The 24,284-nt window shown below is 33.6% G+C and carries 18 protein-coding genes; 7 read left to right on the plus strand and 11 right to left on the minus strand.

Translation table 11 applies throughout. The features are described 5' to 3' along the window. Positions 1–139: 139 nt before the first annotated feature. A complete protein-coding gene (amt, locus tag GJV85_RS07220) occupies positions 140–1,966 on the plus strand; it encodes an ammonium transporter (protein ID WP_242689764.1) in 1,827 nt (608 codons plus the stop codon). A gap of 180 nt (positions 1,967–2,146) precedes the next feature. Here amt and GJV85_RS07225 read toward each other — a convergent pair whose 3' ends face one another. Together GJV85_RS07225 and GJV85_RS07230 are read right to left on the minus strand one after the other, a co-directional pair. Continuing rightward, on the minus strand, positions 2,147–2,551 hold the full coding sequence (locus GJV85_RS07225) for a DUF423 domain-containing protein (protein WP_207560719.1): 405 nt from the start codon (positions 2,549–2,551) through the stop codon (positions 2,147–2,149). A 23-nt stretch (positions 2,552–2,574) separates the two neighbouring features. Then, complete coding sequence (locus tag GJV85_RS07230) at positions 2,575–2,814, minus strand: hypothetical protein (protein ID WP_207560720.1); 240 nt, start codon at positions 2,812–2,814, stop codon at positions 2,575–2,577. 346 nt (positions 2,815–3,160) lie between these two features. Between GJV85_RS07230 and GJV85_RS07235 the strand changes: the two genes are divergently transcribed. Beyond that, entirely contained in the window at positions 3,161–4,927 is a 1,767-nt protein-coding gene (locus GJV85_RS07235) for a response regulator (RefSeq protein ID WP_207560721.1), read from the plus strand. A 54-nt stretch (positions 4,928–4,981) separates the two neighbouring features. Here the strand turns inward: GJV85_RS07235 and GJV85_RS07240 are convergent, their stop codons facing one another. From GJV85_RS07240 to GJV85_RS07260, 5 genes are all read right to left on the minus strand, one after another. After that, on the minus strand, positions 4,982–6,058 hold the full coding sequence (locus GJV85_RS07240; protein WP_207560722.1) for an OsmC family protein: 1,077 nt from the start codon (positions 6,056–6,058) through the stop codon (positions 4,982–4,984). A gap of 261 nt (positions 6,059–6,319) precedes the next feature. After that, complete coding sequence (locus tag GJV85_RS07245; RefSeq protein WP_207560723.1) at positions 6,320–6,655, minus strand: DUF4405 domain-containing protein; 336 nt, start codon at positions 6,653–6,655, stop codon at positions 6,320–6,322. A 253-nt stretch (positions 6,656–6,908) separates the two neighbouring features. Next, positions 6,909–7,499, minus strand: coding sequence for a YeeE/YedE thiosulfate transporter family protein (locus GJV85_RS07250; RefSeq protein WP_207560724.1), 591 nt, complete (start codon positions 7,497–7,499; stop codon positions 6,909–6,911). Further along, positions 7,499–8,011 carry a YeeE/YedE thiosulfate transporter family protein gene (locus GJV85_RS07255; protein WP_207560725.1) on the minus strand — a complete coding sequence of 171 codons (513 nt, stop codon included), beginning with the start codon at positions 8,009–8,011 and terminating at the stop codon, positions 7,499–7,501. Before GJV85_RS07255 ends, GJV85_RS07250 begins: the two co-directional genes overlap by 1 nt. A 144-nt stretch (positions 8,012–8,155) precedes the next feature. Continuing rightward, positions 8,156–11,299, minus strand: coding sequence for an ATP-binding protein (locus GJV85_RS07260; RefSeq protein ID WP_207560726.1), 3,144 nt, complete (start codon positions 11,297–11,299; stop codon positions 8,156–8,158). Positions 11,300–11,497: 198 nt separating this feature from the next. Between GJV85_RS07260 and GJV85_RS07265 the strand changes: the two genes are divergently transcribed. The 4 genes from GJV85_RS07265 to GJV85_RS07280 all read left to right on the plus strand — a co-directional run bounded on the left by GJV85_RS07265 (position 11,498) and on the right by GJV85_RS07280 (position 16,600). Continuing rightward, positions 11,498–13,714 (plus strand): CHASE domain-containing protein, encoded by a 2,217-nt coding sequence (locus GJV85_RS07265; protein WP_207560727.1) that lies wholly within the window; start codon positions 11,498–11,500, stop codon positions 13,712–13,714. Positions 13,715–14,078: 364 nt separating this feature from the next. Next, a complete protein-coding gene (locus GJV85_RS07270) occupies positions 14,079–15,197 on the plus strand; it encodes an ice-binding family protein (RefSeq protein WP_207560728.1) in 1,119 nt (372 codons plus the stop codon). 39 nt (positions 15,198–15,236) lie between these two features. Beyond that, positions 15,237–15,632: a PA2779 family protein gene (locus tag GJV85_RS07275; protein WP_207560729.1), complete on the plus strand. Its 396-nt coding sequence runs from the start codon at positions 15,237–15,239 to the stop codon at positions 15,630–15,632. Positions 15,633–15,640: 8 nt separating this feature from the next. Continuing rightward, positions 15,641–16,600, plus strand: a complete 960-nt coding sequence (locus tag GJV85_RS07280) for a PA2778 family cysteine peptidase (RefSeq protein ID WP_207560730.1) — start codon at positions 15,641–15,643, stop codon at positions 16,598–16,600. 47 nt (positions 16,601–16,647) lie between these two features. Here GJV85_RS07280 and GJV85_RS07285 read toward each other — a convergent pair whose 3' ends face one another. Beyond that, positions 16,648–17,226, minus strand: a complete 579-nt coding sequence (locus tag GJV85_RS07285) for a DUF2179 domain-containing protein (RefSeq protein ID WP_207560731.1) — start codon at positions 17,224–17,226, stop codon at positions 16,648–16,650. A 186-nt stretch (positions 17,227–17,412) separates the two neighbouring features. Here GJV85_RS07285 and GJV85_RS07290 point away from each other — a divergent pair, with 186 nt between their 5' ends. After that, positions 17,413–19,122, plus strand: coding sequence for a protein adenylyltransferase SelO (locus GJV85_RS07290; protein WP_207560732.1), 1,710 nt, complete (start codon positions 17,413–17,415; stop codon positions 19,120–19,122). A 55-nt stretch (positions 19,123–19,177) separates the two neighbouring features. On the opposite strand, the gene GJV85_RS07295 is transcribed toward GJV85_RS07290, so the two are convergent. The 3 genes from GJV85_RS07295 to GJV85_RS07305 all read right to left on the minus strand — a co-directional run bounded on the left by GJV85_RS07295 (position 19,178) and on the right by GJV85_RS07305 (position 24,242). Then, positions 19,178–19,633, minus strand: coding sequence for a hypothetical protein (locus tag GJV85_RS07295; protein ID WP_207560733.1), 456 nt, complete (start codon positions 19,631–19,633; stop codon positions 19,178–19,180). Between the two features lie 137 nt (positions 19,634–19,770). Beyond that, entirely contained in the window at positions 19,771–21,285 is a 1,515-nt protein-coding gene (locus tag GJV85_RS07300; protein WP_207560734.1) for a GGDEF/HDGYP domain-containing response regulator, read from the minus strand. A gap of 47 nt (positions 21,286–21,332) precedes the next feature. Continuing rightward, positions 21,333–24,242, minus strand: a complete 2,910-nt coding sequence (locus GJV85_RS07305; RefSeq protein WP_207560735.1) for a PAS domain S-box protein — start codon at positions 24,240–24,242, stop codon at positions 21,333–21,335. Positions 24,243–24,284 lie beyond the last annotated feature (42 nt).

Consider the following 24,284-nt stretch of genomic DNA (forward strand, 5'->3'; position numbering starts at 1 on the left):
GAGAGAGTATCCTACATTCATAATAAATCCTTTTATATGTAAGTTCTTTTTGTTTAAGTTGAAAAACTATTCAACTTTATAGCCTAATTTTTATACAATTGCTAGGCTTTATCCTTTACAATAATGCTAAACTTATAGTATGAATGAGATAAGCAACATAGACTTACTTTGGATAGTTGTTAGTGCTTTTTTAGTTTTTCTAATGCAACTTGGTTTTTCGATGGTAGAGACTGGAATAGTTAGAGCTAAAAACACCATTAATGTTGCAATGAAGAACCTTATAGATACTATCTTTGGAATTATATTTTTCTGGCTATTTGGCTATGGAATCATGTTTGGATATGACTTCAATAGTCTTATTGGGACAGATAGTTTTGCAATTGATGGAAAGAATTTTAGTGAAAATGGATTTTTCTTTTTTCAGGCAATGTTTGCAGCTACAGCAGTAACAATTATTTCTGGTGCTGTAGCTGAAAGAATGAAATTTAACGGTTATATTATTGTAGCCATTGTCGTCACTGCATTAATCTATCCTCTATTTGGTCACTGGGCGTGGTCTGACTATGGCTGGCTAAAACAACTTGGTTTTGTTGATTTTGCTGGTTCAACTGTGGTACATTCTATAGGTGCATGGATAGGATTAGCAGGAGCTATCGTCTTAGGACCACGTCTTGGAAAATTCAAAAATGGAAAAATTAAATACTTCTCTCCAAGTAATCACAACTTTGTAGTATTTGGTGTTTTTATTCTCTTCTTTGCCTGGTTTGGTTTTAATGCAGGTAGTCTTCTAAAATTTGATCCACTTGTCACTTCAATCCTCTTAAACACTACAATAGCTGCTTCATTTGGTGGTCTTGCTGGTTGGTTACTTACTTTTATTAATAAAGAAAAAGTCAGTGTAGAGGTTTTTGCTTTTGGAGTGATAGCAGGCCTTGTTGGTGTTACTGCCGGATGTGATCAGTTTGATGCACACACATCTGCATTTGTTGGTTTTGTTTCTACATTGATTATGCACTTTTTTGACACCCTTATACTTAAAAAGTTTAAAATAGATGATCCACTTAGTGTAGTTGGAGTTCATGGTTTTACCGGTGCCTGGGGAACTATCGCTGTTGGTATTTTTGCTGTACTACCAGAAAACACTACTCGTTTTGAATTTATATCTATACAAATGATTGGAGTGTTTACAGCCTTTGTTTTTGCATTTAGTTTAGGATTAATTCTCTTTTTTATTTTAGCAAAACTAAACCTTTTAAGAGTACGTAAACGTCATGAAGTAATTGGTCTCAATGTGAGTGAGCATAATGCTAAACTTCCTTGGGTAGAGACAATTGAAAGTATTATTAAAATCATGAAAACTGGAGATATAAAACATAAAATACATGAAGAAAGAGGTACAGAAGTTGGTCTTGTAGCAAAGTTTTTTAACTATCTTTTGGATGTATTAAGGCAAAAGCAGATTAATCTTCAAAATTCAAATATAAAACTCCGTTCAAAAGCGGATATTGATCCTCTAACTCAAATATTCAATAGACGGGCCTTATTAGAAAAACTCAAAGGTAAAAATCTTTATGGAGCAAACTACTCTATAATTATGATTGATATTGATAAATTTAAAATGGTTAATGATACTTATGGGCATAGTGTTGGCGATAGTGTTTTAAAAGAGTTATCCATTATTGTCAAGAATATAGTAAGAGATAAAGATATATTTGCAAGATGGGGTGGCGAAGAGTTTCTTATTTTAGCAAATTCTAAAAATTTACAAGAAGTTGAAATTATTGCAGAAAAAATACGACAAAAAGTAGAAGCTTATAATTTTACAACTGTTGGAAAAATTACAGCTTCTTTTGGACTTAGCAGCCCAAAAAATGAAGAACAAACATTTGAAAATATTTTAGAATATGCTGATAAAGCACTCTATCAAGCTAAAGAGTTAGGTCGTAATAGAGTTTGCAGTTGGTAAGGGTTTACCTAAAAAGAAGCCTTGAGATTCATCAACTCCTTAGATTTGAAACATAGGTTGTCATTACTACTTTTGCGTGTTCCACAAAGTGTTCAAAAAGTAAAAATTCATAGTACCAAAATGTTTGAAACAAAAAGCACATTTTTTTATTTATTGGGGTAATTCTACTATACGAAAGTCTTAGCTTTCTAATACTTTCGCATCTTTTATGATTCCGACTATACAAAGTACCCAGCCTATTATCATGATAGAACCTCCAATAGGCGTGATGGCTCCTAATAATTTGATATCCGTAAGTGCAAGAGTGTAAAGTGAGCAAGAAAATATAAGTGTACCTGTAAGTACAAAATAAAATCCTTTTACTATTTTTGATGAAGCAGGTACTAAGTGTGCCATTAACGCTATGCCAAATAGACCTAAAGAGTTATAGAACCAGTAGTCAACTCCCTTATTGTAGATAGTGTTTCCATACTCACTAAGGTAAGGCTGTAAGCCATGAGCACCAAAGGCTCCTATACTTATGCCTAAAGCCATCATAAAAGATGCAATTATCAAAAAAGATTTTGTGTTTGCTGTAATGTTCAAGTTAATATCCTTAATTATATTTTTTAAAGTTGACACCCTGCGTTGTTTGTTCCAAAATAATAACCTTTCTCATTCATACAACTCATTGCGACTTCATACTTCAATGTATGATCTGTATTACTATTAAATTCAAAAGTTTCAACAAAGCCTTTTATTGAATAGCCATCTTGCAATTTTACACTATTAATATCAGTTCCATGTTTTACTATAACCCACAGGGGTATGCCCGATTGTGCCAAAACATCATATTTATCTACTTTCATTTTTCACCTTTTTTATTTATAATAATCACTTAGGGGTCTAATCCTAAGTGATTATTATATCTTTGTTTCTATCATCTTTTCTTTCATACTCAAAAAAATGTTCTTTTAATTGTTTTGTCCTACTCTTTTGTCTCTCAAACACGGAGTTAAAATAGGCACTATCTACTCCTGTTATTAAGAAGTTTCCAAAACCTACAACTTATTAAACTTTTTATAAAACTAAGCTATCATATTCATCACATGACCCACTAAGTATATGTTAGGACATGTAGATGACTTTTAAAATATTTTAAACTTTATGTTTTGCTTAAAAAATGAGAAGTGATATAATCAGGACTTGAATACTATGCTTAAGAAATACTTTAACAATAAGAGTATATTAACACTTAACTATCATGATGCCCTAGAAGAAATTGCATATAGAGGGTATATAAACAATTTTAAATTTCAACAGATGCGATATACAGCATTAATGACAGCTTTTTTTTATGCAACCTTTGTCGTGTTTGACCCTTACCTAACTGATAATGTGGATTTTTCATTTACAGCACGGATATACAACTTCTCCATGGTCATAATATTTCTTTTAGCTTTTGGAGCTTCTTGGATCAAGAGGTATGACAAAGTGTTCTATACCTTATTGCTCTATGCACCGATTCACGCTGCTGCTGGAGATCTTTATTTAATATATCATGGTTATGATATATATATGGCCGCATACTATTTTTTTATGATATGGGCCTTTGTGGTTGCCGGTATCTATTTTTTTCAAGCACTGCTGATCAATCTCTTGCTAGTCCTTTTTTCTTTTTTCTTTTTTGCATTGATTCCGATACCTATAATTAGTTTACCTGAAATTATTGTGCATCAACTTTTGGTCTTATGCGCTATCTTGATGAGTGGCTTTGCAGCCTATTTGATTGAGTTTAACAGTCGCCAAAGTTATGAGATGAGACAAGAACTACTTGAAGCAAATATACTAGCGCAAAGTTCTCTTAAAGCAAAATCTGAGTTTTTAGCCAATATGAGTCATGAGATACGTACTCCTATGAATGTTATTCTTGGCTTTGTTGAACAGCTTTCAAAAGAGAAAAAAGATTCTAAACATGTTGAATTATTTAATATCATTAAAAAATCAGGTGCTACCTTATTAAGTATAATAAATGATATTTTGGATTTTTCTAAAATAGAAAGTGGAAAGTTAGAATTTGATAAACAGCCGTGTTCACCTAAGGTTTTTATCAATGAAACCTCAATGCTTATGAGTGATACTTTATTAGAAAAAGATATTACATTAGAGGTTGAAATAAAAAATCCTCTTCCTAAATGCATAGAAATTGATGAAGTGCGAACTAAACAAGTCTTAATTAATTTATTGGGTAATGCCAAAAAGTTTACAGACAATGGTGGAAGAGTGATAATTACTGTTGTATATAATAACGAAACGCTAATAATCGGCGTTAAAGATACTGGAATAGGTATAGCAGAAGATCGTTTAGATGCCATTTTTAAACCCTTTGAGCAAGAAGATAGCTCTGTAACTCGTCGGTTTGAGGGTACAGGATTGGGCCTTGCCATTAGTGCTAAACTGGTTAACATGATGGGTGGAAGCATTAAAGTAGATAGTCGAGTGGGCATTGGAAGTCATTTTACATTTAGTATTAAGGCTCCGGTATGTGAATCAACTGCGAAGGTGCTACAAGAGAGTTCTTATGAAGTTAATATACCTAAAACTTATTCTAATTGTCATGTATTAATCGTTGAAGACAATAAAACAAATCAGATGCTACTAAGTATGATTTTAGATCAATACAATGTAAGTTATGACATAGCCAATAATGGCCAAGAAGCGATAGAACAATTTCAAAAAAACAGTTATCAGATGATTTTTATGGATGAAAATATGCCAGTTATGAGTGGGATTGAAGCAACAAAGGAGATACGAGAATTAGAGAAAATTTCGAAAACTAAGATTCCTGTCATTGCACTAACAGCTAATGCATTAGTCTCAGATAAACAACGCTTTCTCAATGCTGGACTCACAGATTACATCAGCAAACCATATGAAGAGAAGCATATAGCAGAAGCTTTAAATAAATATGCTCAAAGCTAATCTATTGCTATAGATTTTTTATCTTTTTACTTAAGATTTATTAAATGAAAAACACTATTTTATAATATTTCCATTTAGGTAAATATTCGATACAATCTCTGTCTCATTTTTAAAGGCCTCTCCTGCAAAACACATTTGTAAAGATGTATTGAAAAAAGTTTTTAAATCTTCTTTTGAAGCCTTGCTATTAACCACAATTTTCGTAATAACTTTGTCGACAAAACCAGTTGTTTTGAGTGAAGCTATCTCTTCTTGTCTATAATTAATCTGTTGTTCTACGCGATAATCATCAATATCAAATTTTTCAAACCTACGGTTTATAAATCTGAAAAACTCCTGATTTATATCAAGTTGTGACATCAAACAAAGAGCCGTTCCTGCAGTTACATAATCTAGCGATGTAGGTGCTTTATCTAAACCTTCATATCCATAACTGTCATCGGCATAAAGAGTCCATGCGGCATAATTATCCTGAATAGCTCTGACTTTTATTTTCTGAAGATAAGGTCTTTGTGTATCTCTAGCCGATTGAGCTATCGCAACTACAGCAAACTCAATTTTATTACTAAACAGTATCCTAGGAGTAATACCCACATCCTCACCAACTTCAAAAGTTGTTGGTTTTGGCACAGAGGTTTTAGATGTTATCGTCATATTGTTATCTACTGAAATAGGATTGGGCACACTACCACCACTTGAAGCTATTCCATCCCAGTGCTCTGCGTTTACTACCAACTCAGTTTCTATATCAGTCTTATTAGCCAAACCTTCTCCTACACTCCAAGCTTTTAAAGCAACTTGCTTTAGTTGAGATATTTTCCCAGGAGATTCTTTACTTTGAATTAAAATATTAGCTATTACTTTGTCAGTATATCCAGCCCATGTATTTGACATAAGATCATTAAATCTAAAGAGCACTTTGGCTTCTATTTTTATATTCTCAAGCTCTAAGTTCATTATTTTTGCACTATGTTGTACCTGCGTTAGCAGACTTGAGTCGATACCCGTTGTTAGATAACTCAAAGGATTGGGTGATGACTGTTCATAATACATGCCACCTTCATCACAGAGTAGTTGCCATGTACTAAATCCATCATCTCCTACTGGCTTTACAAGCGCCTTTTTTAACATGAAAGAGTCTTTATTGAAGACTCTTTGTGTGACAACCACGACATTCTCGCTGAATGATCCTTCTGCATAGCGTGCTTTTTAAGGTAAAAACGAACTTGGATTTGGATTTTTGTCAATTCTGCTTTGTACCTTATACTCAATCAAAGGCAATTTCTGCTCATTTGTATTTGTACTACATCCTGTCGCCATAAAGCTTATTAGTGCAATCACAGCACCCTTATTAGCATTTATTTTTTTTCATACTTAACTCCTTGTTCATTTTCAACTCTCCATAGTACTTAATATTTTTTCTATCTGCTGTACTTTCTCTTTATCTATGGGTTTAGCCATTCCCACAGCATACAAAGTAATCATTAGAAATGTCATAACCATAGCAAAAAGCATCATTTTTCTTTTACTAAGATACTTTCTTATTGCACTAAAGTTATAGTAAAGATGATATGCTCCTGAAAGTGTGAGTAAAACACCAAATATTTTATGCACAGGATGCATCTGCAGTTGAAACTCAAAGCTACCTAAGACTATCATCAATATACCCGAGCTACTTAATGCTACTAGAGAAACGAGTAGTGTTAATGAAACAAATTGTCTAAACATTTTAAAGTCCTTCTTTTTTTATCTTATCTTATAAAAAGATAACTAGTCTAAAAACTAGGTAGAAAAGATAGTATTTATGGTAAATAATGGAAATCTATTGATATTTGATTGAATATTTAAACTCTAAAGGAGTCATCTGTTCAGGGCATTAAAAAGCCCTCTATCATAAAATGTCACAAAAATATCCCCTAAAATTTTGAAATTTAAAGTGATTAATTAATTTATATTTTTGCGTATTTTACAGAAGTTAATTCTATTTTATCTCATCCGCAGGATCAACATAGTTAATAGTTGGCAAAAAGTATGCTGTTACTAAAAGTACAGTGCTTAATACAAGTACTATTATAAGGTCGTAGCCTCCAAATAGGTCACTTAGTCTTATCTTTCCTAAATCTGGGCCTATTAGCTTCTCTATAAATGGGTAAGCTATAGTAAAAACTGCCCCGCCTACCATACCACCAAGAACACCTACTAAAGCATCTACTCTGCCTTCTGATACAGAGACAAAAAATGCAGATGGACATTTTCCAAGTATAACTAATCCTATGCCAAACAAAACACCACCGACAATTAGACCACCTAAAATAGTAGGCTTAACACTGTAACTTGCATAACCAGCATCAACTAAGAAGTAAAACCCAAGACTAGATAGTGCAACCGTTGTCATTGCCATTCTAGGTACTAGTGTGTCTTCAAAAATCATAAAACCAGCCATCTTTTCAAACTTATCTAAACGCGAATAGAGAATAATAGCTCCAAAACAAAAGCCTATGAAAAGCACAAGCCATACTGAACCATTGTTAGCATTTGAAACTGTTGTAAACATTTTTATAATACTTTCCATTATACTTTGCACCCTTTTTTCTTGTAGAAGAACCTACCAGTTATTACCCCTGTTCCTAATGCAACTACGGCAAATATAATGCCACTTACCGCAACCTGAGAACCACCGGACAAGATATGTCCTGCATTACAGCCACCAGCCAAACGTGCACCAAAAACAAGTAAAAAACCTGCTATAAAACTCCAAATCATACGAGATTTTATAGATTTGTTTTTTCTCTCTTTCCAGAGTGTAGGTATGTAGCTTATGTGAAATGATTTTGTTACAAAAAGAGACATAAAAAGCCCACCAAAGAAAACACCAATAAGCATCACACCTTCCCAAGCACCACTATTCTCGACCATTGCAGCATATTTATACTCCTCTGGTGAAAGCCCAAAGAGCATATTTGATAAGTAGCTCATTCCTGTAGATGCACCTATGGGACGGTCTGCTCCCCAAACTGAAAACGAAAGGTAAAAGAGTAAACTCATTCCTATTCCACCAACCCACCACGGTATACTTTTTGGCATAAAAACTCCTTTGCTAAAAACGTTAAGTACGACTTGTCGTTTTGAAAGTATAGAGGCTAAAGCTTATGTAGAGATTAACAAAAAAATGAATAGACTCGAATTTTATTCCTATAGCCCTTTAAATATGAACTTTTGAAAATTCGCCTAAGACAAATACTGTGTCAATATTTTTACGATATCATCTTCACTGTAAGGTTTAGAGATATAGCCATTCATACCTGCGTTTAAAAACTTCTCTTTATCTCCCATCAATGCATTTGCCGTTACAGCTATTATAGGGGTGCTTACATAATGCTCGAGTTTTCTAATAAGTTTCGTTGCTCCAATGCCATTTAAAACTGGCATATTTTCATCCATTAAAACCATATCGTATTTTTGACTCTTGCACTTAAGTACAGCTTCTTCTCCATCATTAGCAATATCATAAGAAATATCAAAATCGTCAAGTATCATTCCCATTAGCAGTTGATTTGTTTTATTATCTTCAACAACTAAAACATGCCCTTTAAAAGAGATATCTTCACCTATATCTTTTGTTGAATGATCTTCAATTTCACCAGAAGAAATTTCAATAGGAATTTCAAAATAAAACTTACTGCCATTATTTTGTTCACTTTCTAGCTTAAGTTCTCCACCCATAAGTTCTATTAGTCTAGAGGATATTGTCAAGCCTAAACCAGTACCACCAAATTTTCTAGTAGTAGAGACGTCTTCTTGAGAAAAGGCATCAAATACTTTTATTTGATTCTCTTTTGCTATACCAATACCAGTATCGAGAACAGATACATATAAAAGTCTATCTTTCTCATTAAAGGAAACTTCCAAGATCACGTTTCCTCCAGAACTTGTAAACTTAATAGCATTGCTAATTAAGTTAAAAAGAATTTGTTTGAGTCTATTTTTATCCCCTAAAATATACTCAGGTAAGTTTTTGCTAATGTTGTTTAATAAATTTATATTTTTCTCACTTGCTAACTCTTTAAAAATACTTGGTAAATCATTAAAAAAACTATAAAGCGATATAGGGGCTTTTTCAATTTCCATCTTTCCAGACTCTATCTTAGAAAAATCTAAAATGTCATTAATGAGATTAAGCAGGGTCTCTCCAGAATTTTGAACAATTTGAAACTGTTCTATTCTCTGAGTATCTTTTTCTTCTTTTTGCAACCTTTGAATAAAACCTAACAGACCAGTCATTGGCGTTCTAATTTCATGTGACATATTTGCTAAGAATCTAGATTTTGCCTCACTAGCCGACTCTGCTTCATCTTTTGCACGAGACAATTCTAAAGCTTTTTGCATCTCCACAGTTATATCTCTTACAGAGGCATAAACATACTCGTTACCCTCCATTTTTATCTTTACAACAACAATAGAAGCATCGTAGATAGAGCCATCTTTTCTTTTATGTTTAGTTTGGAACTTAAATGGTTTATAGGGTGTATTTTTCACATGTTCGAGTGATTCTTCTTTTGAATGAAGCACATCCCAATCATATATATGAAGCTCTTTCATCTCTTCAATGGAGTATCCTAACAGCTCAGAGGCAATATTACTGCACTCTATTATCTTACCGTTCATATCCAATATAAAAATGCCATCAGATGCATACTTCATTAAAGCTTTATAGCGTTGCTTCTCCTCACGAAGCGAAGTTTGATACTCTTTTAATTTAGTGATATCTGAAAAGATACCTAACACTCCATAAACTATTCCGTCTTCACTCCTTAGTGGAACTTTTGAAATGGAAACCCATCGTTTTTCACCATTTTTTAAAAGAATTGGCTTTTCTACTTCTATCGCAGAGACACCTGTTTTTAACATACGGATGTCGTTTTCCCTATATTTATCAGCTGAAGCACTCCATGGCATCTCATAATCACTTTTACCGACGATATCATTTTCATCTTCTAAATTTGCATAATTAGCAAAGAGTTTATTGCATCCTAAATAGTTTAAGTTTTTATCTTTCCAAAAAATTCTAACTGGAGCCGTGTTTATAATGTTTTGTATCGTAGCTGTTTGTTTGGCGACCTCTCTCTCAAGGTTTTCGTTGAGCCCGTTAAGTTCTTTTATACCTTTTAAAAGCTCTTTAGTCATAATCTCAAGGGCTTTTTGTAAGTCATCGTACTCCTGAATTGGAGATGAAAAAAACTCAACATTTTCACTTTCAAAAATACTTTTAGAAATTTTTTGACTCTTATGCGCGATTTCATGAATAGAACGAGACATCCATCTACTAACAAAAAATGAAAATATAATTCCAAAGAACATCATGATGTTCAATGAGATAAAAGGCTTCAATCTACCAGACTCAAGATCTTTTACCAACTCTTTAGAAGGGTATTCAAGCGTAAGAACATACTCTTTGTCATCAAGTATTGATACGGTAGAAATATAATAAATTCCACTTTTCCAAAGCTTCATTATCTGCAGGTCGCTATCTGGCAACCAAATATAAAGTCCCTCCACATCTGTCGACAAACTTTTTCCTGTTTTTACATCGCTTGCCATATTGCCATTCATATAGACTATATTTTCATCTTTTCTTTCTAGTTTAAAGTTTCTTTTCTTAAAATGAAAATAATCAAATTCAGGTTTTTTTTGAAGATTAGAATATTGTTCTAAATATTTAAAATACTCCATTGCTTCATTGTGTAGTAGTTTATATAATGCTTCTTCTTTTTCAGATTTCTGGCTGTACCCTTCATATATTATAGGCGCACCTGCAGTAACTGTTATAACTGAGAAAAACACATAAAAAAGTATATTTTTTATACTGACTTTTTTCTCTATTCTATTAATCAATAGTTTAGAATTTAGTTGGAGCAATAAGATTGTTATACCGGCTATTAAAGTATTAAAAACCCCATTGAGAGTTTGCTTTAATGCTATGAAACTAGCTGTGTCAAAATTCATACCTAATTGTTGAGTATAAAAAAACAGTACTAAAGGAGCACCAATGAAGAGCCAATACGCAAAATCAATTAAAACTAGGTTACTTGATACTTTTCGATACAAATAACCTACAAAAATAGCTTCAGCCGTAAAGACTATAAGGGCATATGAGTGCCCCCACAAAAAGGTAGTATACAGCCCACCGATAATTGCTACTATCACACCAGGAACAAAACCAAAAAAAGCAATGCTAAGCATTACAAAAATAGAACCAAATATAAAGTCTACTCCAAAAAAGAAAGGTAGACTAAAATAATTTCCAAAATAAGCGAGAAATGAAAATAAAATAATAAAAGAAATCCTAGGCAAGTATTTAGAATATGGAAACATTAATATCCTTTTTTATTTAGAAGATAATAATTTTGATTTATTATACTCTAAAAAATTAATTTGCTTCAAATATATTTAAACCTCAATATTAATCTTCCAACAACTCTTCTTTGATAATATGTATTTTATTTAGAATAAAATAAATCATGTTACAATAAATAAGTATTTATATTTTTAAGTTTTAAAGGTTTTTTGTATATGAAACACAATATTACCGTATCAATATACATTGCCATAGTAATTGGCCTAATGCTTTCTTTTACAACCTTTTACTTTATATCTAATGCTGAACAAGTAAAAATTCAAAACCAACTTGAGTTCAAAGCAAAAAATCGTTTAAATGCGCTTGCAATGAATGTAGAACGCCATATTGACACTCTTAACTCACTTGCTTCATTTTTTAATAGTTCTGAGTTTATATCTAGAGAAGAATTTAAAAACTTCACACAATTAACCTTAGAGCGAAATCCTTCAATCTCTGCACTTTCATGGAATCCTTTAGTTTTAGATTCTAAAAAGCAAAACTATATTGATAGGGCACTTAAAGATGATATTGATGATTTTAAAATAACTGGATTAAGCGAGTATGGAAAAAGAGTTTCAAGTCTTAAAAAAGATAGTTATACGCCTATATATTATATAGAACCACATACTCAGAACAAACTAGCGATGGGATTTGACATATCTTCGCATAAAGATCTAACAGAGGCAATCACTCTCGCGCGTGAAAGTAAAAAAACAGTACTTACTCACAAAGTAAAGCTTGATCAAAAAAAAGAAAATTCTTATTCTTACTTGATACTTAAGGCTGTTTATGAACAAGGCGCACCAACTCAAACCATCACACAAAGAAATAAGTACTATAAAGGCTTAGTTATAGGTGTCTTTGATTTTGATCTATTAATGAAAATGAGTATATCAAATATAGAACCTGCAGGAATACATGTTTTACTGTCAGAACTAAATTCTGATTCTGATAAGCAGCTTTTAGATTACCATATCTCTAGAACTGCTGATGCATCCAAGGAGTTCATTCCAAAAAATAGAGAAGGGATGCTCAAAGGCTTATTTTGGGAGAGAACGATAGATATACTTGAACATCAATGGACTATTACAGTTGTTCCATCTAATTTTTTTATACAAAAATACAAATCATTAGACTCAATTATATTTTTAATAATAGGTCTAGCCATGACTTTGTTATTTGTTTTATATCTCTTAAGTATCAAAAAAAATTACTCCATAATTGAAGATTATAATAGTAACCTTGAAGAAAAAGTGAGAGTAAGAACAGGTGAACTTGAAATTGCCTCTCGTGCAAAATCAGACTTTTTAGCAAATATGTCTCATGAGATACGCACGCCTTTAAACGCTATAGTTGGATTTATAGACATGCTATATAAAAGTGAAACAGATATTTCAAAACAAAAAAAATTCCAAACTATTAAAGAGTCTAGTAATACACTACTTGGAATCATTAACGACATACTCGACTTTTCAAAAATAGAGATCCATAAACTTGTGATTGAAAGTGTTTCATTCAATATTAAAAACATTCTCAATCAAACAGTAGAACTCTATTTTGATGTTGCTAAGAATAAAAACATTTCCATACATTTTGAACTCGATGAAAACTTACCGACTTATATATTGGGAGATGCGACACGTATAAAACAAGTTTTATCTAACCTTTTAAGCAATGCCATAAAATTTGCAAATGAAGATACTATTGTAATTGTTAATGTAAGCTATTTAGAGGCTTCTAAAGAACTTTATTGCGAAATTATTGATGAAGGCATAGGTATCGAAGAGGAGTTGCTAAAAAATATATTTAATTCATTTGAACAGGCTGATAGTAGCACAACAAGAAAATATGGTGGTACCGGATTGGGACTTTCAATAAGTAAAGCGTTGATAGAATTAATGGGCGGTAAAATTAATGTTGAAAGTAGGATTAATATTGGTAGTAAATTTTATTTTGCAATTCCACTGGTTGCCTCGGCTGAAATATGTAATGAAGTAGATGTAAGCACTCATGAGCCTCTTCAATTAAAGGGACGAATCCTCATCGCAGAAGATAATAAAACAAATCAATTGCTTTTATCAGTGATACTTGATGATTTAAACCTTCAATACGATATCGTAGAAGATGGCTTACAAGCTGTAGAAGCCATTAAACATCAAGTATATGATCTAATACTTATGGATGAAAATATGCCTGTACTCAATGGAACTGATGCTACTAAAATAATAAGAAACCAAGAAACTCAAAATGATATACCAATTATTGCCGTTACTGCAAATGCGCTAAAAGGTGATAAAGAGAAATTTTTATCTGTTGGCATGAATGCATATCTTTCAAAACCTATTGATATTACAAAACTAGAATTACTACTAAGAAAATATTTAAGTTAGTTTTTCTAAGTAATGCTCACTCCAAAAAATTTGAGATTTAAAGCAACTGACTTATTTGTAAATCTCAATTATATATCCTTCTTTAGTAAGTTATATAGGCATAGCTATATATCTAATACTTCAAAATTACTTCTAATATTAAATTAATCTTAAATATAGACTATTAATTATAATTCTTAAAGCAGAATAAAGATATCTAGAATGCTTTAAAGAATTCTAAGAGAAACTAGATTTATAACATTGTTATTCTGCTATACACTCCTAGTAGTAAGCTTGACATACTTTCAGAATTTGTATTTATTCATTTAAGCGGATTATACATTCATATTATTTACGTTTTAAACGTACTAAAAGGACAAATCAAGTGAAAACATTCAAACAATATTCAAGTTTAACGATTTTTTCTATGCTCTTTATTCTAAGTATCTTTGCAGTGGGGTGTAGTGAAGACACTACTGATACTGAAACTACTATAGACTCTGTACCTGCAACAGTAAGTTCCATATATCCAAGTGCTAATACAACCGATGTGCCGATTGATAGAAGTATTAGTGTTCTATTTAATGAAGCTCTTGAGCCTTTATCCGTGAGTGATGCTACATTTACATTGGCTACGACTGGTCCTACATCTGTTGCTGGTGTAGTAACTTATTCTGGTAAAAGTATAGTTTTTAGTCCAGATGCCAATCTTTCTCCAAATACTCAATATATTGTCACAATTACTACTGGTGTGAAGGACTTAGCTGGTAATGCTATGGCAAATGAATATGTATGGCGTTTTACAACAGGAGCGGGTTTAGCATCAGTTTTAGTACCAGTAAATCTCGGTACTTCAGTAAATTATGTGATTCTAGCTAAAACGGCGGTATCCACTACCGGCACTACAGCAATTACAGGGGATGTAGGAGTAAGTCCGGCTGCAAGGTCTTACATAACTGGATTTTCTGATACACTCTTTAGCGATGGAACATATGCAACATCACCTTTAGTTACAGGAAAGATTTATGCATCTAATATGACAGTACCCACTCCAACCAACCTCACAACAGCAATAAGCGATATGGAAACTGCATATACAGATGCAGCTGGACGTACGTTACCTGATTATACTGAGCTCCATGCTGGTAATATAAGTGGTAAAATTCTTTCTCCAGGCCTTTATAAATGGGGAACAGGTGTTTTAATAACAGATGTAGGCGTAACTATTTCAGGTAGCGCGACTGATGTCTGGATTTTTCAGATATCAGAGAATCTTACCGTGAACAATGGTGCCATCCTGACTCTCGCCGGTGGCGCATTGGCGAAAAATATTTTCTGGCAAGTTGCAGGAGGAGTAGGCGTTTCTCTTGGAACAACGGCAGATTTTAAAGGTATAGTGTTAGCACAAAAAGGCATAGTAGTAAAAACTGGAGCAAAAGTTAATGGTAGACTTTTAGCACAGACAGCAGTTACTCTTGATGCAAACACTCTCACACAGCCTTAATAAAGCTGCACACTCTATAAAAAAATTAAAGGAAAGTATATGAAAATTTCTAAACTTATTTTATCATTTATTTTAAGTATATCTCTATTTGCTGGTGTTTTATCAGCACAAATGGCTTCGACTGAAGCAGTTGTTGCAAACACCGTCTCTGTATCTTCAAAAGAGAAACTAGCGCAGATTATCTCTCGTGAGGATGTTACAAAAAGATTTGAGGAGTTAGGTGTAGATCCACAAATGATTGAAGCTAGAGTTGCTTCGATGACTAATGAAGAAGCGTCAAAAGTAGCATTTCAAATAGATACGTTACCAGCTGGTGCAGATGCAGGTATGTCTCTAGTAGGTGCCGTAGTTTTTATTTTTATAGTTTTACTGGTTACTGATATTCTTGGAGTAACAAAAGTTTTTAACTTTACTAAACCTATAACAAATAACTAAGTACTAAAGTGAGTATCAACAAGAAGCTCTCTTTATTTTTTACACTAGTCACCTTGATTTTTTCAAGTGGCTGTGTACCTAAGAATCCTCTACCTTTAGAGAGCAACTACACATCCTCAAATATCAATGTCCCCTATATTTCACCGCGATCAGAGCTTTGTGCTTCAACATCAATTGAAATGGTTTCTTCTTACTGGCAATCAATTATTTCTTATGAACCACATCTAACACTCAAAGAATTGGATAAGAGAACATTAATACCTAGTAAAGGTGGCACTTTACAAATAGAACTAATCTCTGCAGCAAGAGCTAATGGCTTCATTGTTTATCCTTTAGAGCCAACATTTGACGCGCTTCTCAGTGAACTTTTAGCATATCATCCTGTGATTGTATTGGTAAACCGTAGTTACTCATGGTATCCACTTTGGCATTATGCCCCAATTACGGGATATGATTCCAAGACAGAGACTATATTGACGCATTTTGCGGATAAACCAAATGAAGCAGTGAGTATTGGTACTTTTGCAGCCTTATGGCAAAGAAGTGAAAATTGGGGAGTTGTTCTTTTACCTCCAGGAGAACTACCTGCAACTGCTTCAGCAAAAAAGTTTCTGCATGCTACTTACGATCTTGAAAAAATGGGAATGATGGATGAAGCTATTATGTCTTATAAAAGTGCCCTTGTTCGTTGGCCAGAAGATACAGATATATTATTTGCACTGGGAAATGCTTATTATAGCTCTAATCAGATAAGTAATGCAGAAGAGATATATCGTAGAATTTTATCAATAGATTTTACATATTCTCTTGCCATTAATAATTTGGCAGACCTACTATGCCACACTGATAGACCTGCTGAGGCATTAAAATTAATCAACATGGCTGTGACAGATGACTTAGAAATAGATTCAATTATACAAAGCACTCGTAAAGAGATAAGCAGAGGCTGTATTTATACTAGACCCTAGCTCTCATATTAAAGTACTTTTTATTATTTTCTTCACACTTCTTGCCACTATCGACGTTTTCCCGAGAGCATAAATAGACTACCTAGAAAACTTCGTCTTGGCAGTAAATCGGGACCTTCATAAACACTCTTTAGATCAGATATAGAATAGACTGCACTCTTATCAAGCTCTTTAATCAACTCAATAAGAGCAGGAACGTTACGTCTCTTTTCAATAATAAGTAATAATTCCACAGGATGGGTCTCTCCCATATCACCATCAAAAGCAACAACTTTGAAATTGCGCTTTCGTAATTCGTCTGCAAGTACGTCACGGTTAAATGATATGCAACGAATAAGTTCATCACCAATAGCGAAACTACTTTCAATCAATATGCCCACATAATTACCCACGGCAAAACCACTAGCATACGCTAATGCGAGATACCACTGATCAAGATTAGTCAAAACTTGAGATGCCGCAAGCAACCAAATCATAATTTCAAAAAAACCAATAAACGAGGCTAAGATTTTTTGACCACGAAACACAACTATCGTTCGAAAGGTTCCTAGTGAAACGTCGGCAACTCTTGCAAGAAAGATAAGTGGCGCTAATAAATAGGGATATTCAATTAATAATTCTGACATTAAAATTCCTTGTATATAAAGAGTGTACCATAACTACTTAATATCTTACATTCAGGTAATTAAATCAACTTTAGCAATAAAACTTCACCATATATAGAATGTAAAAAACAATGCTATATTTAAAAATTTATCTATTATAAAGCTAGTTGAGATATAAGTTATTATATTTCTAAATAAGGCAGATATATGCAAGAAGTTAAACAAAATTCTCAGACAATAAACAGACTTGAAGATTTAGCAGAGTTAGCTGACTACTCCCTAATGGAGACCCTAAGCTCTGATCCAGAATCTACAGAAGATGGAGTTGATCATTCACCAAGGCAAGTATTTAGTGGGCACTATGTCCCAGTAAACCCAACACCGATTGAAGCTCCTATCTATATTGCACATAGTAAGACATTTTTTAAAGAGCTTGGTTTTTCTGATAGTTTGGCAACATCAGATGACTTTATACGAATGTTTTCTGGTGATTCCTCACAATTACCTAGTCCACTTCGTCGCAGTGGTTGGGCGACAGGATATGCACTCTCAATCTATGGAACAGAGTACTATGATCAATGTCCTTTTAAAACAGGAAATGGCTATGGTGACGGTCGTGCCGTATCTATCCTTGAGGCTTCTATAAATGGTAAACGCTGGGAGATGCAGTTAAAAGGTGGTGGAAGAACTCCATATTGTCGTGGAGCTGATGGCCGGGCAGTACTGCGTTCAAGTATAAGAGAGTTTTTAGCGCAGGAGCACATGCATGCTCTTGGAGTTCCAACATCACGTTCATTGAGTCTGTATGTATCTCAAACAGAAAAAGTTAGACGTCCATGGTTTCGAAATGGTTCATACTCTAGAGACCCTGAAGTGATGATAGAAGAGCCTGCTGCTATAACAACACGGGTTGCACCCTCATTTCTTCGCGTGGGTCAACTAGAACTCTTCGGTCGTCGTGCTCGTAAAAATGAACATCCAAAGGCAATGCAAGAGCTTGAGATGATAGTACTACACTTAATTGAACGCGAGTATAGTGACGAAATAGATTCAAATCTGACTATGCAAGAAAAAATAGTCTTATTAGCTCGTGAATTTCGTTCGCGTTTAACTTCACTCGTAGCAAACTGGATTCGCGTTGGCTACTGCCAAGGTAACTTTAACGGTGACAACTGTGCGGCAGGTGGTTTTACCCTAGACTATGGTCCATTTGGTTTTATGGATAACTTTGACCCTAAGTACCAGCCATGGACGGGTGGTGGCGTTCACTTCTCATTTTTGAACCAACCACAAGCGGCTGAACGTAACTTTAAAATGTTTTGTAAAGCACTCCAGCCCTTACTTGGAGATAATGAAAACAAACTAAAAGAACTTGCAGAGATAAAAGATGATTTTTCAAATGTAATGCAAGTTGAGATGATACAGATGTGGACGTCTAAACTAGGACTACAAAACTTTAACCCTACTCTGTTTAATCAACTCATAAAACTAATGATAGAAACTTCTGTTGATTACACTATCTTTTTTCGTGAGCTCTCAAATATACCTGATGATATTGGTTTGCTTGCAAAAAGCTTTTATGGTGACTCAGTATATGATAAGAAGATTATTAAAAGTTGGACTGAGTGGTTTGAAACATGGAAAACGCTTATAGATGCATCTACTCTTGAGTCTAAAGAGAAACTCTCTAAGAAGATGAAACGAGTAAACCCTAAATACACTCTACGAGAGTGGTTCCTTGTTCCTGCTTATAAAGAGGCTCAAAAAGGTGACTACACGCTCATACATGAGTTACAAGAAGTTATGATAAACCCATATGCAGAGCAATCTTCTGAGATGCAAGAGAAGTACTATAGGGAAAAACCTTCTGAGTTCTTTGAAATCGCTGGTATATCACATATTACCTGCTCATCATAAACAAAATACAAACTTATCTTTGTTTAAAACAAGAGATGAGTTTGTACTCCTTCGCTTAAAACTCCATTTGCACTTCTTTGGATTTTTGGATATAAAGCAGAACGTTTGTAACGCAAAATTGATCCATAACGTCCATGCCTTCGCTTTCATACTCCATTAAATACTCAAACCCGTCTAACTCAATTTCTTTAACTTTGTTTAAGTGAACAACGTATAACAATAAATCTGCTAAATCACTAACTGGAATTATTTTTCTAAAATCTTTATCAAATTCACGTATATATTTCCAACATACCATTTCATTCGACATAAGAAGTATCCAAAGAATTATGTTGTCTACTTTTTGAGGTGCTTTAACTTGCTTTAACAGAGCGTTATATATCTCCGTGTTTTGAGATATTTCATCAATCTGCTCATTTGCTTGCGTTATTAAAAAGTTGATTCTCTCTTCACTGATTCTATCATTTTTGTAGTTCTCTAGTACTGCGTTTGCGATTTGAAATGTATCCATTAATTCTCTCTTTATTTGATATGTAATTATGACAAAATATTCTGAAGTCTCTATTAGTGAAACTAAACATAGGAAGTTTACTCTATTATCTTTAAAGGTATATTTTTGGCTGTTTTTCTAAGTAAATCTTGAATCACTCAAGCATTTTCCATCAAATCCATATAGCTATTTGGAGATATATCTCTCAGATCAAAGTGTCTAAATTCACAATATAAATTATTAGATACTAATAGTTCATTGGAGTTAATTTTATCAATATCAATCTCTTTATGTTCACTCTTTAAAAGAACAAAATCATCACCAAATATACGAAAAACTTGACTGTCTGGAAATTCAGACCGAAGATAAGTGGCAAAAGATTTTAATAATAAATCTCCTTTCCCCCATCCATGTTCTTTATTGTAAGCGGTAAAATTTCTAAGATATATTACGTTCATACAGATAAGGTTTTTATCCTCTTTATTTTTATAAAAAATAAAATCAAGATAGTAATGGTTGTAGGCATCCGTTAATGAATCTTTATAAAAATAAGCAAAACGTTCGTCATCTACATGTGTACATGGATCCTGATTAATATTACTGTCAATATTTACAGATTTTAAAATATCTTCTGCAAATTTGATTACCGTTGGGTCATACCAAGAACCACTAAAATGCTTAAGTTCTTCAACTGCTTCGTTGACACTTTTCCTCGATTTATAAATTCGACTGGTTGTCATAGCATCAAATGCATCTGAAACGGCCATAATACGTCCAGCCATAGGAATCTCTTCGCCTTTAATAGCTCGAGGATAACCGCTTCCATCATAATGTTCATGGTGTGTATAGACGATATCTGCCAACTCATGATACATAGGAACTTCGCAGAGGATTTCATATCCACTGGTTACATGTTCTTTGATGAGGGCATACTCTTGATCTGTTAGTTTTCCGGGTTTGAGTAAAATAGCATCGGGAGTGATAAGCTTTCCAATATCATGCAATATTCCAGCTTCATAAATCAATGCACACTGCTCTTTCGTAAACCCCATTGCTTTAGCAATCTCTTTTGAGTAGTTTGCTACCCGTTCACTGTGTCCAGCAGTATAGGTGTCTCGTCCATCTATCATACTAATCATAGAATGAATCATATGCTGATAGTTGTCGATAGATTGATTTTGAAGGGCTAATATTTTTTCAGTTCGCTCCTCCACCATCTCTTCAAGTTTGCTTTTATACATTGCATTTTCACGAAAAGCCGACAGTTTAAGAGTAGATCGTTTAATAACTTTTAAAGCTTGTATGATGTCTACAGGTTTAATCATGTATCCTGTGACACCTAGTTCAATGGAGTCAAGTAGGTATGAAGCATCAGTATAAGCTGAGAGTATAATAATCTCTTGATTATCGTTAATCTCTCGAAGTTTTCCTATCAACTCTAGACCATCCATTTTTGGCATCTGGATATCAGTTATTACTATGTCGTGCAGATTATTGAGATATAACTGAAGTCCCTCTTCTCCATTTGAAGCACTATCTACATGATCAAAAATCTTTTTTAAAAAAGTTACAAATTTTTCGCGTAACCCATCTTCATCCTCTATGTAAAGAATTGAGAATGTTTTTGCTTTTTCTTTAAGGAAAGCTATTTCACTTTTTAATTCATTGCTCATTGACCTAGCTCCTTATAAGAATATCTATTCACTAAATATATCATAATTTACTTATTTTTCAACAACCTTACTCTAAAACAGGCACCTTCTTCTTTATTGTGAGCATCGATCATACCTTCAAGATGATCCTCAATAATCATCTTACTCATATACAAACCTAAACCTGTTCCGTTCTTTTCATCCTTGGTTGTAAAATAGGGATCAAATATTTTTGATAAAATCTTCATATCAATGCCATTACCATTATCACAAATGTCAATATTGACATAGGTTTCATCATCATAAATTTTTACTTCTATATAGCCATCTTTGATATTATTTTCGACTAAAGCATCTTTGGCATTGTTGATAATATTAACAAAAACCTGCATTAACTCTCTTGGATAGACATTAACTTCGGATGTAGATTCAGAAATTATTTTAAACTCTATGTTGTTATTTTTTAGGCTCTCTTTGACGATTCTAAATGTTTCACTCATAACCTCTTGTATACTCACGTCTGAGGTTACTTTATCAGGTTTAAAAAAGTTTCTAAAGTCATCTATTGTTTTTGAGAGATGCTGACTTAGTTCAAGAATATCATTTGCGTATTTTTCCGCATCATCGTTCTTAAAGTTATCTAGAGCAATATCCACCAGTATATTGTTTGCATCCATAGAAATACCTGCAATGGGTTGGCGCCACTGATGGGCAATCATGCCTATCATCTCTCCCATCGCTGCAAAACGCGACTGAGACATTAGCATCTTGTCTTTGTTCTTTAACTCCGTTATATCCATTGCCGATGAGATAACTGTACGTTTATCATCCATAACTCCTAATGGTGCGGAGCTAAATTGCCAAATGATAGAATTGCCATCTTTTGTAAAAATAGAGTACTCACCCTCATCCACCCTATGTTTTATAGAGTAGAGATTGTCAATATATTTTTTGATATCTGACATTTTTTCACGATAAGCTTTTTGTGTCCATTTCTCAATTGTATTAATCTCGCTATGAGAATAGCCTGTAAGGTTTTCCCAGACTTTGTTAACCATAAGTACTTCACCTGCTTCATTATGTAGCATAATAGGGTTTGGTGCTTCTTGAATAATAGTGTATAACTCTTGTGATTTCTTCTCTAATGCAGCATGTGAATTTTGAAGACTCTGCTTTATATCTATCTCCTCAGTAATATCTCTGCTTTGAGGGATAAGGTACTGTGACTTTCCATTTTCATCAAGAACGGGTTTAAGTGAAAAATCAAAATAATGTAGCCTTCGAGTTTTAGAGTAGTGCGTTACCTCTTTTTTAATAATTTCACCTTGAGCTGCTTTAGAGATGCTTTCTTGTAGCCATATTTGTAACTCTTGGCTATGCTGCCACCATGGTGTTTCCCAAAACAGCTTTCCAATAACATCAATCTCTTTAACACCGATAAACTCAAGTGATGTTGGGTTTACAGAGAGTACTCTACCTTCAAGAGTAAGAACACCCGCAAATTGAAATGTCTGGTTAAAGATGCTTCGAAATAACACCTCACTTTCTCTTAACATCTTTTGTGCTTCTCTTTGGTGTGTAACATCTTGAATAAACCCTATAACTCTTTGAGCAGTACCCTCGGTATTGAACTCTACTTCAGCTATGGATGTGATTATTTTTGAGGAGCTACCATCTGCAGGGTTTATCCTAAACTCTAGTTTATACTCGCTCCCTTTTTCTATAAGGTCAATTAATGCTTGATGGACATATTCCCTCTCTGGAATACATGCTTCTACACTCTGCTCACTAAAAAGTATAGAATCAGATTTAAGCCCATACATTCGATGTGACTCAGCTGAACCCCAAAACTCTTTTGTATCTATTTTATACTCCCAGCTTCCTACTTTACCAATCATCTCTGCTACTTCATAACGCTTTTTACTCAGTACTAAAGCATCTTCAGTGCTTTTTTGCTCGGTTATATCAACCGAATTTCCCACAAGACCTATCAAGGTTCCATCTGAGCTCAGTAGAGGAGACTTTACTGTAAGTAGGTAGACCTTTTTGCCATCAGGATAGCTAACCCACTCGAAGTTTGTTTTTGATTCTCTTAAATTAATCATTATCTCATCATGCTGTCTAAATTGGTCTGCAAGCTCTTTTGAAAAAAGATCGTAATCATTTTTTCCAACTATCTCTTCCTTAGGTCTTCCCACGAACTTTTCAAAAGCTTCATTACAAGCTATGTAGATGAACTCGGTGTCTTTAACAAAGATAAGGTTTTCTACACTATTTATAGTGTTATCATAGAGCTCTTTTAAGTGGTCTATATTATCAATGTATTTTGAGATTCTTTTAATAATGTAGTAAGTAATTAAGATGTAAAAAATTAGTAGAAAAATAGATAAGAGTGTGTTTGCGGTTTCTAACTTTTCAAACCATTGATGAGACTCTTTTTTAATGCTCTGCGATGCTTCTTGAGTGTAATTGTAGAGATTCGACGCGTTACCTTTCAACATTGACATATGCTTTAGAACTTGAGATTCTATAAGAAAAGTTGCTTCAGACAACTCTCCCTTTTGCACAAGCGATATTATATTACGATGCATCTCCACAAGCTGATTAAAAAGAGTTTTAGTTTCTTCTTGTAACGCCAAGCCCTCTTTTTCAAAGAGATTTTCTTTAATGATTCTCAGGTTATTATATATCTGTTTCTCGTCTATATAAATCTCTTCAATAAGTCTCTTTTGCTCTATTTTAGATTCTGAGGAGATAATCATTTTCATATCTTTATCAATTTTATAAAGCCCTAGTTTCAATCTCAGAGCGGTGCGAGATACTTTCAAGGGGTGCTTGTGTATATTCATAGTTAAGGTATGCATAACATCGACATGGTATGAGGAGAAAAGTTTAGAGGCTGTGGCTAATAGTGCAAGAGTTATTAACGCTAAAATTAGAAGACGAATCTCCTTTTTTCTTTGTAGGGTGTTTTTCATAAAACATACTCCTTTACAAATAGTAAGGTCAGTCTATAGTAG

The organism is Sulfurimonas aquatica (assembly GCF_017357825.1).
Classification (GTDB): Bacteria; Campylobacterota; Campylobacteria; order Campylobacterales; family Sulfurimonadaceae; genus Sulfurimonas; species Sulfurimonas aquatica.